11 protein-coding genes are annotated in these 15,532 nt (G+C 64.2%); 9 read left to right on the top strand and 2 right to left on the bottom strand.

The annotated features are described in order from the left end of the window. A complete protein-coding gene (locus tag GobsT_RS18875) occupies positions 1–1,407 on the top strand; it encodes a BRcat domain-containing protein (RefSeq protein ID WP_148087799.1) in 1,407 nt (468 codons plus the stop codon). Positions 1,408–1,458: 51 nt separating this feature from the next. Here GobsT_RS18875 and GobsT_RS18870 read toward each other — a convergent pair whose 3' ends face one another. After that, positions 1,459–1,977 (bottom strand): PEGA domain-containing protein, encoded by a 519-nt coding sequence (locus GobsT_RS18870; protein ID WP_010033795.1) that lies wholly within the window; start codon positions 1,975–1,977, stop codon positions 1,459–1,461. A gap of 169 nt (positions 1,978–2,146) precedes the next feature. Here GobsT_RS18870 and GobsT_RS18865 point away from each other — a divergent pair, with 169 nt between their 5' ends. From GobsT_RS18865 to GobsT_RS18850, 4 genes are all read left to right on the top strand, one after another. Continuing rightward, the gene (locus GobsT_RS18865; RefSeq protein WP_010033785.1) at positions 2,147–3,481 is read left to right on the top strand and encodes a PP2C family protein-serine/threonine phosphatase; all 1,335 of its coding nucleotides are present in this window, start codon (positions 2,147–2,149) and stop codon (positions 3,479–3,481) included. A 160-nt stretch (positions 3,482–3,641) separates the two neighbouring features. Then, a complete protein-coding gene (locus tag GobsT_RS18860) occupies positions 3,642–5,984 on the top strand; it encodes a PSD1 and planctomycete cytochrome C domain-containing protein (RefSeq protein WP_010033781.1) in 2,343 nt (780 codons plus the stop codon). Between the two features lie 42 nt (positions 5,985–6,026). Beyond that, entirely contained in the window at positions 6,027–7,475 is a 1,449-nt protein-coding gene (locus GobsT_RS18855; RefSeq protein WP_010033780.1) for a DUF1501 domain-containing protein, read from the top strand. An 86-nt stretch (positions 7,476–7,561) separates the two neighbouring features. Then, positions 7,562–10,666 (top strand): c-type cytochrome, encoded by a 3,105-nt coding sequence (locus tag GobsT_RS18850; RefSeq protein WP_010033778.1) that lies wholly within the window; start codon positions 7,562–7,564, stop codon positions 10,664–10,666. 19 nt (positions 10,667–10,685) lie between these two features. Here GobsT_RS18850 and GobsT_RS18845 read toward each other — a convergent pair whose 3' ends face one another. Then, positions 10,686–11,234, bottom strand: coding sequence for a DUF1415 domain-containing protein (locus GobsT_RS18845; RefSeq protein WP_010033774.1), 549 nt, complete (start codon positions 11,232–11,234; stop codon positions 10,686–10,688). 314 nt (positions 11,235–11,548) lie between these two features. On the opposite strand from GobsT_RS18845, the gene GobsT_RS18840 reads away from it, so the two are divergent. The 4 genes from GobsT_RS18840 (at position 11,549) to lpxD (ending at position 15,532) form a co-directional block, all read left to right on the top strand. Next, positions 11,549–13,420 carry a TIGR03960 family B12-binding radical SAM protein gene (locus tag GobsT_RS18840; RefSeq protein WP_010033771.1) on the top strand — a complete coding sequence of 624 codons (1,872 nt, stop codon included), beginning with the start codon at positions 11,549–11,551 and terminating at the stop codon, positions 13,418–13,420. A gap of 123 nt (positions 13,421–13,543) precedes the next feature. Further along, positions 13,544–13,906 carry a hypothetical protein gene (locus GobsT_RS18835; RefSeq protein ID WP_010033768.1) on the top strand — a complete coding sequence of 121 codons (363 nt, stop codon included), beginning with the start codon at positions 13,544–13,546 and terminating at the stop codon, positions 13,904–13,906. Between the two features lie 114 nt (positions 13,907–14,020). Next, complete coding sequence (locus tag GobsT_RS18830) at positions 14,021–14,293, top strand: hypothetical protein (protein ID WP_010033760.1); 273 nt, start codon at positions 14,021–14,023, stop codon at positions 14,291–14,293. Positions 14,294–14,503: 210 nt separating this feature from the next. Beyond that, positions 14,504–15,532, top strand: a complete 1,029-nt coding sequence (gene lpxD / locus GobsT_RS38850; protein WP_010033758.1) for a UDP-3-O-(3-hydroxymyristoyl)glucosamine N-acyltransferase — start codon at positions 14,504–14,506, stop codon at positions 15,530–15,532.

Raw genomic sequence — 15,532 nt, 5'->3', positions numbered from 1 at the left:
ATGAGCAACCTGCTGAAGTGCCCCAACCCGAGCTGTCCGTACACGTTCGACTCGTCGCAGGTGCCGGTGGGGGTGGTGCTGAGTTGCCCGCGCTGTTCCATGCGGTTCACGCTCAGTTCGCCTCCACCTCCGGCTTCCGAACCGCCTCCAATGTCGTCAGAGTCGGTGTCGGTTGGGGTGCCTCCTACCGGACCCGCGGAGCGCGAAGAGCGTCGGCGCAAGCCCCGGCGCGAGCGCGAGGAGCCGGCCGCCGGAATGCCGGCGTATCAGATCGCCATCTTTGCGCTGCTGATGGCGGCGCTGGTCGCTGGGGCGGTGTTGGTAATCGGCTTCAAGGTGATCTCACGTCGCACTTCACGCGGCGGTGAAGCGGTCGTGGTGAAGGACACCGATGGCAATCTCGGCGTCGAGGGGCTGCCAAAGGGGTGGGCCCAGGACGACGGAATCCGGCTGAAGGTGTCCGCCCCGTTTGTGTATGGTTTTAAGCGTGAGAGCCCGGAAGGGTACGTGGTCCTCGGCCGCACCGAGTACGCCAAAGGGCGTGCCCCGCGCGGCACCGAGATGCGCCGCGACCTGGAGGTCCCGTTTCGCAAACTGTTCACTCGGCACGAGGAGGAACCCTCGCTCGACAATACCTGGCTGGGGCTCCCGGTCGGCCCTCGTCATGCGTTCAAGTTCCGTGCCCCCTCGGGTGACGGACTGATCTGGCAGGGCGAGGCCTATACGGTGGCCCATCAGGGGATCGCGTACTTCTGGCTCGGGTGGTGCGGTGAAGGCGATTTCGACACGTTGCAGCCCGAGTTCACGGACTTTCGGAGCCGGTGCAAACTGCTGGGGCTTCGCGATGACTGGCGCGAGACGGTTGCCCGCGAGATCGACTACAAAGGGGCGACGGTGCCGTACACGTTCACAGATGCCGAAGACGCTTGGAAGGAAGTTCCCGTCGACGGGGAGAAAAAAGAGCAACCGGAACTGGACCGGGGGCTCAGGATTAACCACACACTGCGCCGCGAGCGGAACGCGCTCCCGGATGTCGCCGAGTTGCGCGTTTACCTTCTCGACGGCGCCGGCGATCCTCTGCAACGCGCGCGCGAGTACGTTCAAAACGTGTGGACCAACCACCTGAAGGGCGCGAACGACCAGTTGCCAGCGCCAACGTTCACCGAGCGCACCGGAGACCCCGAAGGCGATCCACTTACCAAAGGTGGGACCTCGATCGTCCGGCTTGAAAGTGCGGTCCTTGACCCCGGCACGAAGAAGGTGATCGCCTCATCCGAGTCGCGGCTGATTGTGTTTTCTGCCGTCCGCGTGGGCGATAAAGTCGTAGTGCTTCACTGCTGGTGTGAGGCCGCGAAGCGGAACGTTTTCGAGTGGCGGTTCGTTCAGATCGCGTCGTCGCTGCGGTAAGTAACTTTGCTCCTCGGGTTGGGCACGCGGTGCGACTTCCTGGCGCGCGAGTTAGGGTAGCACGCTGGGAACGAGGCCCGGCTGCGGCGCGGACGGAGGGAGCGGGGCTGGCTGTGGCTTTTTCTTTGGTGGGCGGGGATCGGCCGGCCGCTCCGGCGCAGGCAGGTTCATACCGCGGAGCCGTAACGCGTCGGCGGCGTTCAGGATGTCGTCGGTACGGGTCTGAGTCGCCTCGTACAACGGGAAGTAGTAGCGGCGAGTGTCGCGAATGCGGAACGGCCACACCACTTCCGCAAGGAAGTCGATGGGAGGGTACGCGTACCACGGCGCGGTCACATGGACCCGCTCTTCACGCGTTTCGTAGCCCGGGTGAACGATTTTCACGGTGTAATAGCCATAATACTCGAACGCACTGTGTGCGGGCGCGGGGCCGATTGGTCGGTTATCGATGTACACCTGCGCGTTCGGCACGTTCGATTCGATTACGAACCGACGGTCCACGCAGCCGGTTGCGAGCAGCGCCGCAGCGCAGGCTATGGCCGGCATCAGCCGCACGGTTCGCGCCGTCATCGAGTCCCCTTCGTTCGCCCGTACCCGTTCGTGAGCCGTGATGAGTCGCCCGGCATAACGCTTCGCCCGTGAGCGGTCAACTCCACCCGCAGCGCGGATTTCTGCTGCGGGGGCAGCATTGTTACCGCCGATGGCGTAGGATGGGTGAAGAACCTTCGTGAGGTGAGTCGTGGCGGCGTTTGAACCTGTCCGATACGCGGCACTGACCGACGTGGGCGTCAAGCGCAGCCACAACCAGGACGCGTGCGCTGCGCAACCGGCCGTAGACGTGGCCGGGTTCGCAGCCCAGGGTCATGTGTTCGTAGTCGCCGACGGCATGGGCGGGCACGCGGTGGGGGAGAAGGCCAGCGCGAAAGCCGCCCGAGACATCCCGTTCCTATACGCCAAGCACGCCCGCGACGGGGGGGCGCTTCCCGCCTTGCGCCGCGCGTTCCAAGAAGCGAACTCGGGGATTCACGAGATCGGCCAGCAGAACCCCGAGTTCCGCGGGCTGGGAACGACCAGTACCGCCTTGGTGCTCCGGCCCGAGGGGGCCTGGATCGGCCACGTCGGCGACAGTAGGGCTTACCGCATCCGCGGGGGGCGGGCGGAGCAATTGACGTTCGATCACTCCTGGGTGTGGGAGATCGCTAAACGACAGGGTGTTGACCCCGACGAACTCGGCGATTTCAAAAAGAACGTGATCATCCGCTCGCTCGGCCCTGATCGCGAGGTGGAAGTCGACATCGAAGGGCCGTATCCGGTTGAGCCCGGGGACACCTTCCTGCTGTGCAGTGACGGCCTCACGGGGGTGGTGACGCCGCAGGAGGTTGGGGCGGTCGTCTCTGCGCTCCCGCCGGACGAGGCGGTGCGCTTCCTGGTTCACCTCGCGAACCTGCGTGGCGGCCCAGACAACATCACTGTTTTGATCGTTCAGGTGCCCGGCGGGGGTGGGGGCGGGGGGCGGTCCGCGCGCCCGAGCCTCCCGGCGCGGCTGTGGTCGGCTTGGAGCCGGCGGGTCCACTGGTCGTTTACGGTCTTGGGTGGCGGGGTAGGCCTGGCACTTCTGTCGCTGGCTCTGCAATTGGGTGCTGTTCCCGGCGCGGCAGTTCTCTTCGTCCTTGCCGCACTGCTGATCGTGGTCGGTCTCGTCGGGTTGGCGGTGCACATGCAGAAAGAAGAGCCTCCCGGCACCGGGGATATTGCCGCCGACCTGGCGCCTCGTGAACTGCACGTCTACAGGTCGCACGACTGCGACGTGACCCCCGATGTGCTGGAAAAGTTCACGCAACTGGAAAGCCAGCTCCTTGACGGGATGCGTGCCCATAACACCCCTGCGGATTACGACGCGCACGCGCAGCTCGCCAAACTGGTCGGATCGCCCGGTGCGAAGGGTGAAGCGGTCCTGCCGGCGTTCCGCGCGCGGTGCCGATCGATACTGTTTCTTGCTGAAGCGTTCCACAAATCCCGACACAAACAGGAACTGTTCCGTCCGAGCTGGACCCCGCCTCCGTATCCGCAGTAACTGCTTTCCTGTGCGGCTGTGCCCTCAGACCGTTCCGGCCGGGGTATTTTTTGTTTCCGCGCGGCCCGCGCCGCCGGGTACACTTCTCTGATTACTCGGACCGAGCCCACCTCCTCGACCAACCTGCGGTCGTTCTGTGTTTTTCTGCTGAGGGCAAACCGTGCGTTTCCTCACCGGTCGCTTCGGACTCGCTCTCGTGGCGGTTGCGCTCGTCGCCCACTCGGCCCAGGCGCAACCCATACCTGCTAAGATCGACTACAATCGCGACGTGCGGCCGATCCTGTCGAACAACTGCTTGCAGTGCCACGGGCCGGACGAAAAGACCCGCAAGGGCCGGTTACGCCTCGACACCAAGGACGGCGCGCATGAGACCTCCATCGTCGTCGGCAAACCGGATTCCAGCGAACTGATCGTGCGCGTGCTGGCAAGCCCCGACGACGCGAGCGTGATGCCACCCGTTAAAACGGGTAAGAAACTGAGCGATCGTGAAATTGGTGTGCTGAAGCAGTGGGTCAGAGAGGGAGCCAGCTACGCGACGCACTGGGCGTATGTACCTCCGGTGCGGCCCGAGGTGCCCAAAACCAAGTTCCCCACGGTCAACCCCGTGGACGCGTTTCTGTTCGCCCGGCTTGAAGCCGAGAAGCTCGAACCCGCGTTGCGGGCCGACAAGTACTCGCTCGCTCGTCGCGTCGCACTTGACCTGACGGGCCTGCCGCCCACCCCCGATGAACTCGACGCGTTTCTGAAAGACGACACCGCGGGGGCGTATGAGAGGCTGGTGGAGAAGCTGCTGGCCAAACCCGCGTTTGGCGAGCACTGGGCGCGGATGTGGCTCGACCTGGCGCGATACGCCGACAGCGCCGGGTACGCCGACGACCCGCTGCGCACGATCTGGAAGTACCGCGACTACGTCATCCAGAGCTTCAACGCGAACAAGCCGCTGGACCAGTTCACGGTTGAGCAGCTTGCAGGGGACCTGCTGCCGAATCCCACTCCTGAGCAACTCATCGCGACGGCGTTCCACCGCAACACGATGACCAACAGCGAGGGCGGAACCAACGACGAGGAGTTCCGCAACGTCGCGGTGGTGGACCGTGTCAACACCACGTACATGGTGTGGATGGGCACCTCGATGGGGTGCGCTCAATGCCACACGCACAAGTACGACCCGCTCAGCCAGACCGAGTATTTCCGCTCGTTCGCGTTCTTCAACAACACCGCCGACGCCGACCGGGCGGACGAAAGTCCGGTGCTGCCGTTCTGGGCCGATGGGGTGCTCGCGAAGAGGACTGCGGTGGAAAAGCAGGTCGCAGAGCTCGAGGCGGCGCTAAAGGGCAAAAAGCCGGAGGAGCTCAAGTCACAACGCGACGCGCTCGCCGCACTCAAGAAGGAACTTGCGACCCTCAGACCCGAAAGCACGGTGCCGGTACTCAAGGAACTGTCCGGTACCCAGAGGCGGAAAACGCGGCTCCAGTTTCGCGGCAACTTCCTGGACCTCGGCGACGAGGTGACCGAGGGCACGCCCGCGGCCCTGCACCCTTACCCGACAGGCGCTCCGAAGAACCGCCTGGGGTTCGCATATTGGCTCATCGGCGCTGAGAACCCGCTGACCGCGCGGGTGATGGCCAACCGCTTCTGGGAGCAGATTTTCGGTACGGGCATCGTCCGCACCACGGAAGAATTTGGGGCTCAGGGCGAGCTCCCGAGCCACCCCGAGCTGCTCGACTGGCTCGCCACCGAGTTGGTGGCACAGAAGTGGGATCTGAAGGCGTTTTTGAAACTGCTGGTGACATCTGCCGCGTATCAGCAATCCTCGAAGGTCACTGGGTGGCTGTACGAGCGCGACCCCGACAACCGGTTGCTCGCGCGCGGACCACGGGTCCGGCTGACGGCCGAGATGGTACGCGACCAGGCGCTGTCTGCCGCCGGGCTGCTCAGCTCGAAAATGCTGGGGCCGTCGGTCCGGCCGCAGCAGCCGAACCTGGGCCTGAGCGCCGCGTTCGGCGGGTCCATTGACTGGCAAACTAGCGCAGGCGAGGACAAGTACCGCCGCGGCGTTTACACCCAGTGGCGGCGGTCCAACCCGTACCCGTCGCTCTCCACGTTCGATGCCCCGAATCGCGACACTTGCGTCGTGCGCCGCGCGCGAACCAACACGCCGCTCCAGGCGCTCGTGACCATGAACGACCCGGTTTACGTCGAAGCGGCTCAGGCGCTCGCCCGCCGGGTGATGGAGAAGGGCGGGAAGACGGACGCGGAGAGGGCATCGTTCGCGTTTCGAGCATGTCTCGTGCGGCCGCCGTCCGACCCCGAGATCGTTCGGCTAGTGAAGTTGTACGATGAAGCAAAATTCAGGTTCGCGAAAGAGCCGGCAAAGGCGGTGCAGTTCGCGACCAACCCGCTCGGCCCGCTTCCGAAGGGCAGTGACCCGTGTGACGCGGCCGCGTGGACGGTGGTCGCGAACGTGATTTTGAACCTTGACGAGATGCTGCTGAAACGCTGATCCGTGCCGGCCGCCGCCGCAACACATTCCGAGGGTCGACTCTTGCACCCCCGCACCGAACGCCTGCTGCACCAGACGCGCCGCAACTTCCTTCACACCTCGTCTTTGGGGTTGGGTGCGCTCGCACTCTCTTCGCTCCTGAACGACGGCCGCGCGGAGGGGCCGAAAGTCGAGAACCCACTCGCGCCGAAGGATCCTCACTTTGCAGCTTCGGCGAAGCGGGTGATCTACCTGCACATGTCGGGCGCGCCGCCGCACCTGGATCTGTTCGATTACAAGCCTGCGTTGCAGAAGCACGACGGCCAAGAGTGTCCCGACGAGTACCTCAAGGGCAAGCGGTTCGCGTTCACCAGCGGCGTGCCCAAACTGCTCGGCACACGGCAGCCGTTCAAACAACACGGCAAATCCGGGATCTGGATGTCGGACGCGATCAAGCCTTTGCACGCGGTCGCGGACGACGTGACCGTGATCCGGTCGATGAAGACCGACGAGTTCAACCACGCGCCCGCTGAGCTGCTTCTGTACACGGGGTTCGCGCGGCAGGGGCGCCCCAGCCTGGGCGCCTGGACCTGCTACGGTCTGGGGAGCGAGAGCGCGAACCTGCCGGGGTTCGTGGTGCTGATCTCCAGCGGGGTGCAGCCGAGCGGCGGGCAGGGGTGCTGGGGTAGCGGGTTCCTGCCGAGCGTGTTCCAGGGGGTGCAGTGCCGCAGCAAGGGCGAACCGGTGCTGTACCTCAGCGACCCGCCCGGCCTCGACCGCGACATGCGCCGGCTCGGCCTCGACGCGATGAAAGATCTTAACGAACTCCAGGAGGCGGAACTCGGCCATCCGGAGACGCGAACCCGCATCTCGCAATACGAACTCGCGTTTCGAATGCAGCTCTCGGCCAGCGAGGTGATGGACATCTCGAAAGAGTCGCAAAAGGTGCTCGACGCCTACGGCGCCAAGCCCGGGGCCGGCAGTTTCGCGAACAACTGTCTGCTCGCCCGCCGGCTCGTCGAACAGGGTGTGCGCTACGTGCAGCTCTTCGACTGGGGGTGGGACTTTCACGGCACCAACCCGAACGAGGACATCCGGGACGGTTTGACCAAGAAGGGCACCGTGACGGCACAAGCCGTTGCCGCACTCATTTCCGACCTGAAGAGTCGGGACCTGCTTAAAGACACACTGGTGGTGTGGGGCGGTGAGTTCGGCCGCACGCCGTTCCGCGAGGGCCGGACCGCCGGCGGGAAGGTGCTCGGCCGCGACCACTACCCTGACGCGTTTTCGCTAATGCTTGCTGGGGGTGGTATCAAGGCCGGCCACACCCACGGTGAGAGTGACGAACTCGGGTTCAAGGTCGTGCGGGACGAGGTCCACATTCACGACCTGCAAGCCACCCTCATGCACTGCCTCGGGTTCGATCACACCCGGTTGACTTACCGGTTCCAGGGCCGCGATTACCGTCTCACCGACGTTCACGGCAACGTTGTGAAGGGCGTTCTCGCGTGACTGCCGGCGGTGTGAGCCGCTGAGCAGAGTCGCGAGCCGTGGAACCGCAAGACCCGGCTGTATTTCTTTTTTCCGAGATTCTTGTCATGCGAACAGTAACGCTCATCCTCCTCGCGTTCGGTGCTGCGGCGCTCGCCCGCGCCGAGGAGCCGTTTGTGCAGAAGCCCGTTGTCGCACGAGTAATCGAACGGGGCGAGGTGCCGAAGCCGCCGCCGATCGATGTGACGGCGACTGATTGGACCAAGGTGTTCGACGGCGGTCCGTCGCCGCTCTGGATTTGGGGCGCGACACCGACCAAGAACTACACGCTCCGCACCGAGTTTGCGGCGCCGAACGTGAAGGCCGCACGTGTGAAGGCCTCGGCCGATAATCACGTCGTCCTGTTCCTGAACGGGACGCAGGTCGCCGCCTCGGACGAGTGGCAGGAACCCGCCGAGGCCGATCTAACGAAACTCTTGAAAGAGAAGAACGAACTCGTAGCAGAGGTGCGCAACGCCGGTGGAGTGGCCGGGTTCGTTCTTAAGCTGGCAGTCACCGACGACAAGGGCAACACCAAGTACGTCGTCAGCGACGAAAGCTGGCTTGTAGCCGAGAAGAAGGGGGCCACGGGCGCGAAGGCCAAGAAGATCGGCACCTACGGGGATCAGCCGTGGGGTAAGGTGTTCGACAACGCGGTTACGCAATCCGCATCGAAGGTGCCCGCCAACACGTTCGTCGCGTTGCCCGGCTTCAAAGTCGAGAAACTGTTTACAGTCCCCGCGAAGCAACTCGGCTCGTGGGTCTGCCTTACTGCCGACGACAAGGGCCGGCTCATCGCCAGCGACCAAGGCGGGCTTGGGCTGGTTCGGATCACGCCCGGCAAGATCGGCACCGACGAAGAGACGAAGGTCGAGAAGATCCCCGCCAAGGTCACCGGGGCGCAGGGGCTCCTGTGGCACAAGAACATCCTGTACGTGGTCTGCAACGGCGGGCCGGGAAGTGGCCTGTACCGTGTGTCGTCGTCCAAAGGCGACGACACCCTCGATAAGGTCGAAAAGCTTAAAGCGCTCTCGGGCGGCGGTGAGCACGGACCGCATGGCATTCGGCTCGCGCCGGATCGTAACTCACTCTACGTCATTTGCGGGAACCACACGCAGCCGCCCGAGAAGTTCGATCACAGCCGCTTGCCCAAGAACTGGAGCGAGGACCACATCCTGCCGCGGCAGTGGGATGCGAACGGCCACGCCCGCGGTATTTTGGCCCCTGGCGGGTACGTCGCCAAAACCGATCTCGACGGCAAAAGCTGGGAGATCTTTACCGCCGGTTACCGTAACCCGTACGACTTCGCGTTCAACGCTGATGGTGAGATGCTCGTGTACGACGCGGATATGGAGTGGGACTTGGGGATGCCGTGGTATCGCCCAACGCGGGTGAACCACGCCACCAGCGGCAGCGAACTTGGCTGGCGCTCTGGTACCGGGAAGTGGCCCGCCTATTACGTCGATTCGCTCCCGGCGATGACCGATATCGGGCCGGGGTCGCCGGTCGGTGTCGAGTTCGGGTACCGGGCGAAGTTCCCGGCCAAATACCAGAAGGCACTGTTCATTTGTGACTGGACGTTTGGCACCATGTACGCAATCCACACCGAGCCGAACGGGGCGACCTACAAGGGCGTCAAGGAAGAGTTCCTGAGCCGCACGCCGCTGCCGCTGACCGACGTGGTCATTAACCAAGCCGACGGGGCGATGTACTTCACGATCGGCGGGCGCGGGACGCAGAGTGAGTTGTTCCGGGTCACGTACACCGGTTCCGAGCCGACCGCACCGGTCGAGGCCAAGACGACTGAAACGCCAGAACGTAAGCTACTGAAGCAGGCTGAAGAATATCACAAGCCGGCTGCGGACCCGGCGAAGGCGGCCGAGTTCCTGATCCCGCTGCTCGGTCACAAGGACCGGTTCGTCCGGTACGCGGCGCGGGTCGGGCTCGAGCACCAACCGGTCAAGGAGTGGCAGGACCTGGCGCTCGCTCTCAGCCCGCCGGACGCCGTGACCGCGGCCGTCGTCGCTTTGGCCCACCAGGGTGACAAGTCGCTTCAGCCGAGGTTGCTGGCCGGTTTGGACGCGCTTTGGGCGCAGAAGTTGAACGAGCCGCAGGTGCTCGACGCGCTCCGGGCGTATCAACTCGTGTTCCTGCGCACCGGTGCGCCGAGCGACGCCGTCGCGAACGCGGTCGGGCAGAAGCTCGAAGGGCTGTTCCCCGGCCCAACGGACGCCGTCAACCGCGAACTGGCCCAACTGCTCGTGTACCTCAAGCACCCCAAGATTGTCGAGTGGCTGTGCGCGGAACTCAAGAAACCGTCGAAGCCGCTGACCCAGGAAGGGCTGGACGAACTGCTCCTTCGCAACCGCGGGTACGGCGGCACCGTGGCCAACCTGATAAAGAACTCAGCCGACCAGCAGAAGCTGTGGTACTTGTTCACCCTCCGTAACGCGACCGTTGGTTGGAGCATCGACCGCTGGAAGACGTACTACGGGTTCCTAGCCGAGGCGCGCACCAAGAACGGCGGGGCGAGCTACCAGGGGTTCTTAACCAACATCGAAAAGGATGCGTTCGCCAACGCCGGCGACGCCAACCGGCTGGCGATCGAAGCCGCGAACCTGCGTCCGGCGTACAAGGTGCCGGTTCTGCCCAAGCCCGTCGGCCCGGGCCGGGCATGGACCACTGCCGAACTCGTCGGGCTGGAACAGAAGCTCAAGAGTGGACGCAACTTCAAGAACGGCGAGCGCTCGTTCGCGGCGGCCCGGTGTGTGGTGTGTCACCGGTTCGGCGGCGACGGCGGGGCTACCGGGCCGGACCTGTCCCAGGCGGCGGGGCGGTTCGGGCTGAAGGACATGGCGGAGGCGATCGTCGAGCCGAGTAAGGTGATTTCGGACCAGTACAAGGCGTCGGTGATTCGCACCGGCGACGAGCAGACCATCACAGGTAAGATCGTCAGCGAGGTGGGCGGGAAACTCGTGATCGTCACCAATCCGGAGGATTCCAGCAAGGTCATCGAGCTGAAGCGCGAGGACGTCGCAGAGGTGCGGCCGTCTAACGTTTCGCTGATGCCCGAAAAGCTACTCAACGACCTGAACGAAAACGAGGTGCTGGACCTGCTCGCATACATGCTCAGTCGTGGCGACCCGGGCCACACGATGTTTAAGAAGAAGTAGCTCGTCTAGCGACCGCGCCTCAACCAGGGCCGCGGTTCACGAGCGCGAGCAACTTCGTGCGCCCCAGCTTGCGAAGCGTCTCGATGTTGCGCTTCGGAATGTCGAGTAGCTTTTCGGGGTCGTCGTTCACGCGGCTGATGCTCTCCTCGCGCAGCAAGTGCAGCATCGGGAACGGCGACCGGTTCGTATAGTTTTCCACGTCGTCGGGGCGGGTACCCGCGAACTGATAAAGTGGGTGGAAGCTGGCGATCTGGATGACCCCTTCGAGCCCCAACTCGGCGATCAGCTCGTCCGCTCCGGCGACGAAGTCGTTGTAATCGAAAAAGTCGGCGAGTGCGTTCGGGTGGATGAGGAACGCGGTCTCGACCTCTTCTGCGGGAGCGGCCGCGAGTGCTCGGAGCTGTTCCGTCAGCGCCACGGTCAGGGCGGCTGTATCCGTCGCGTCGGTGACCGCGTAGCGGATCAGTCCACCGTCGAACACCCGGCGCGCGAACGGGCACAAGTTCAGCTCGATCACGGCGTTCTGAATCCACCGCCGAGTGGCGGCAATCGCGGCTTCCGGATCCATCTCGTTCCTCGTTCGTTGCACCGGCGACTGTGTCCCGTTAGCGTAGCGGTGCCGAGCCAAGCCGGAGCGGGTTTAGTTTGGTGCCCTTCGCCCACGAACACGATGTTGCGTCGTCCGGGCTCACGCCGTTCGTCGCCGCGCGGGCCGATTGCTCTGCACCGCAGAGTGGTTCGGCCGCCGCAGACTGGAAGGACAGCACGTCGTTTGTTTAGGCACCCGACAACCGAAAGCCTCGTGCGTTGTCCAGGGCTTTCGTGCTCCTCGCTGCTATAATCGCAAGGCCCACTGCCGACGACCGTTCGAGAGACGTTGCCATGACGAACACCGCCCTCCGCGATGCCGTGATGCGGGTGCTGCCGCGCGTGAAGACGCCGGCCCAGTATACCGGCGGCGAACTCCACTCGGTGCCGAAGGACCACCGACAGGTACGCGGCAAACTGTGCCTGTGCTTCCCGGACGCGTATACGCTCGGGATGAGCCACCACGGTTTGCAGGTGCTCTACACGATCATGAACAATGATCCGCAGTGGGCGTGCGAGCGCGCGTTCGCCCCGTGGATGGACTTCGAGGCCGAACTGCGCCGCAACCGGCTCCCCCTTTACGGCCTGGAGACCTTCACCCCGCTGTCCGGGTTCGACGTGGTCGGTTTCAGCCTCCAGTACGAGGTGTGCTACTCCAACCTGCTAAACATGATCGACCTCGGCGGCATCCCGCACTTCGCGACCGAGCGGTTCGTGAGCGACCCGCTCGTGATCGCCGGCGGTCCCGGCGCGCAGAACCCGGAACTGCTCGCCCCGTTCGTAGACCTGTTCGTCATCGGCGACGGCGAGGAATCGTTGCCGTGGGTGATGGAAAAGTGGATGGCATTGAAAGAGGTCGCGGTCCGCGAGGGCGACCTCTCGCACAAGCGCCGGCTCGACATGCTGGCGGAACTCGTGGGCAGCACGAAGTGGGCCTACGCCCCGTGCTTCTACGAGTTCGATTACCACGCCGACGGCACCATCGCCGCCGTGAACCGCACCCGCTCGGATGTGCCGGTCCAGATCGAAAGTTGCACCATCGCGCAAGACCTGGACGACATTCCGCTGCCGACGAAGCCGGTCGTGTCGTTCGTTCAGACCCCGCACGACCGCATCGCGATCGAGATCATGCGCGGGTGCCCGTGGCAGTGCCGGTTCTGCCAGTCCACCGTCATCAAGCGGCCCCTCCGGGTGCGCTCGGTCGAGACCATCGTGCAGGCGGCGCTGGAGAGCTACCGCAACACGGGGATGAACGAGGTCAGCCTACTGTCGCTTTCGTCGAGCGACTACCCGCACTTCGAAGAGCTGGTGAAGCGGATGCACGAGGTGTTCGCGCCGCTGGGCGTGAACGTGTCGCTGCCGAGCCTGCGCGTGAACCACCAACTCCGGTCGGTCCCGAAACTCATGAAGGGCTGGCGGCGCGCGGGCATGACGCTGGCGCCCGAGGTGGCCCGTGACGACATGCGCACCCAGATCCGCAAGCCCATCAAGAACGACGACCTTATTGAAGGCTGCCGTGAGGCGTTCAAGGAGGGCATGTCGCACGTGAAGCTCTACTTCCTGTGCGGCCTGCCCGGTGAGCGCGCCGCGGACCTGGACGGGATCGTGGACCTGGCCGAGGCGATCAGCGAAGTCGGCAAGCAGGCGACCGGTCGGTACAAGGAGGTCACCGCGAGCGTTTCGAACTTCATCCCGAAGCCGCACACGCCGTACCAGTGGAACGGGATGCAGGCCCGCGATTACTTCATCCGGGCGGGCGATTACATGCACCGCCGCAAGCGGAACAAGTTCGTGCGCATCAAACAGCACGACATCGAAACGAGCTTGCTTGAGGGCATCCTCACCCGCGGCGACCGGCGCGTGTCGATGGGGCTGTACGAGGCGTGGAAGCGCGGCGCCCGATTCGACGGCTGGAAGGAGTGCTTCCAGCCGGAGCTATGGTGGAGTTCGTTCCGCGACCTCGGCATTGATGTGGACTTCTATCGCTCGCGGCAGCGGCAGGTTACCGAGAAGCTGCCGTGGGACCACGTTAACGTGAAAAAGGGGCGTGCGTACCTGGAAAAGGAGCAGGAGCGCAGCGTCATCCAGCTTCGGGTGATGGCCGAGGCCGTGAGCGGCACCGACGGGGCGGGCGAGGCGTGCGGTCCGACCGGGTGCGGGGGATGAGTGTGAAGTTGGTTTGAATTCCCAGTTGGCGTGCGCTTTTTACTTGCGTGCGGGGGTTCGACTTCTTCATATTGATGCTGCGTCGGCTGTATCACCTGTTCCGTGTTCCCGCCCGAGGTACACATGCTTCGCGCCCGTTTGTTCGCCCTATTCACTGTGCTCGTTGTTCTGTCCGGTAATGGACTCATTGGACAAGACGCCAAGAAGGACGAGAAGAAGACCGAGGCCCCGAAGAAGCTCGACAAAGCGGACGAGCCGGCCGCGAAGGCAAAAGGCGTCCTGCCGGCAAATTGGAAGCGGCTGGGACTGAGTGATTCTCAAGTGCAAGATGTTTACAAGGTTCAAGGTAAATACAACAGCGAGATCGATAAGCTGGAATCGAAGATTAAGGAAATTAAGGCGGCGCGCGACAAAGATCTTAAGGCCCTTTTGACCCCCGAGCAAAAGAAGCGGCTCGAAGACATCCAGACGGGTAAGGACAAATAAGCAGGTTGCACGATGGGTATGGATCGCACCGTTCGGTTCCACGCCGGTCAAGTTCCGGTGTGGGACGCTGTAAAATCTCAACTCCATCGAGTCGGTGAGCCGGGAACGATCCGCATGATCGACGGCCTGCCAGCGTTTCCCGATGAAACCCCCGAACCCGACTGGAAGGAGCTGCGCGTCGCCGCCGGTGGGGCAATGGTTACCCTCCGCCGTATGGGCGATTCGCTGACCTGCGTCGTTTGGGGGAACGCGGACGACGCCCTCGTTGCTTCGTGGGGCCGGTTCGTCTGGGCTTGCGCTGCCGCGGGAGAGGGCGTTGTCGTTGTGGAGACTGGTGCAGTTTCGGCCTCCGACTTTGCACAACTCTCAGATATCCGTCCCGCATAACCGGTACACCCGGGCGCGCCCCGCGCCGATTTCCCCCCCCGGAAATCGCTTCCGTCTGTCGCATGGCGGGTCAGGGCGTCGATAGTGAGTGGCAAGCTCAGTTCCGAGACGCGCAGACGGTTGGGCTTGTCCCGACCGTCCCGGTTCGCTAACTTCCGCGAACTCCGGGCGGCTGCACCCCTCGCCTAGCCGGAAGAAGGGATTCCCACCGTGAACGTCACCGTCAGACAGCTCGCCGAGTGGGTCCGAGGAGAAGTTCTCGGCGACCCCGAACTGGCCATTACGAACGCCCGGACATTGTCCGAGGCCGAGCCCGGGGATATTACGTTCGTCGAGAGCGAGAGGAACCTGCACGCCTGGCACAACAGTCGGGCGTCCGCCGCCGTCGTGCCCGCGTCCGTGCCGGTTAACGGGCGCCCGGTGATCCGGGTCGCCGACCCGCTGATGGCGTTCGCAGACATCGTCCGTCACCTCCGGGCGCGACCCGATGAAACGCCCCGCGACATCTCGCCTGGGGCGCACGTTCACCCGACGGCGAAACTCGCGCCCGGCGTCTCGGTCGGGCCGCTGGCCGTGATCGGAGAAGGGACCGAACTGGGCGAGAACTGCACGGTCCACGCTGGCGCCATAATCGGTCGGTTTTGCAAGATCGGGCGCGACGCCATCATCTATCCGCACGTTGTGCTCTACGACGACTGTGTGCTGGGCGACCGGGTCATTCTGCACGCCGGTGCGGTGATCGGGGCGGATGGGTTCGGGTATCGCACCGCGAACGGGAAGCACCACAAGGTCCCACAACTCGGCTGGGTCGAACTCGAAGACGACGTGGAGATCGGGGCGAACTCGACTGTCGACCGTGGTACATTCGCGCCGACGCGGATCGGGGCCGGCACCAAGATCGACAACCTCGTGATGGTCGGCCACAACTGCCAGATCGGAAAGCACAACCTGTATTGCAGCCAGTCTGGGGTCGCCGGGTCGTGCGTCACCGGCGATTATGTGGTCCTTGCGGGGCAGGCCGGTATTGCGGACCACGTGACCATCGGCGATCGGGCCATGGTGGGCGCGCAGGCGGGTGTACCGGCGGATCTGCCGGGCGACCTGCACTACCTCGGCACGCCAGCGATGCCCGTGAAAGAAATGGCGCGGGTGTTCGCGAGCCTGCGGCGGTTGCCCGAACTGCGTGAGGAGCTGAGGCAGCTCAAGAAGCGTCTCGACGCCGCAGAGGGGGCCGGTTGA

Origin of the sequence: Gemmata obscuriglobus (assembly GCF_008065095.1) — a bacterium.
In the GTDB taxonomy this organism is placed as follows: Bacteria; Planctomycetota; Planctomycetia; order Gemmatales; family Gemmataceae; genus Gemmata; species Gemmata obscuriglobus.
The sequence above is the reverse complement of the archived record's forward strand: the minus strand, read 5'-3'. Positions and strand labels throughout refer to the sequence as shown.

Excerpts from the sequence above, each read along its gene's own strand:
- GobsT_RS18875 (WP_148087799.1), top strand. The coding sequence starts at position 1 with ATGAGCAACCTGCTGAAGTGCCCCAACCCGAGCTGTCCGTACACGTTC.
- GobsT_RS18845 (WP_010033774.1), bottom strand. The coding sequence starts at position 11,234 with ATGGATCCGGAAGCCGCGATTGCCGCCACTCGGCGGTGGATTCAGAAC.
- GobsT_RS18830 (WP_010033760.1), top strand. The coding sequence starts at position 14,021 with ATGATCGACGGCCTGCCAGCGTTTCCCGATGAAACCCCCGAACCCGAC.
- GobsT_RS18840 (WP_010033771.1), top strand. The coding sequence starts at position 11,549 with ATGACGAACACCGCCCTCCGCGATGCCGTGATGCGGGTGCTGCCGCGC.
- GobsT_RS18850 (WP_010033778.1), top strand. The coding sequence starts at position 7,562 with ATGCGAACAGTAACGCTCATCCTCCTCGCGTTCGGTGCTGCGGCGCTC.
- GobsT_RS18870 (WP_010033795.1), bottom strand. The coding sequence starts at position 1,977 with ATGACGGCGCGAACCGTGCGGCTGATGCCGGCCATAGCCTGCGCTGCG.
- GobsT_RS18835 (WP_010033768.1), top strand. The coding sequence starts at position 13,544 with ATGCTTCGCGCCCGTTTGTTCGCCCTATTCACTGTGCTCGTTGTTCTG.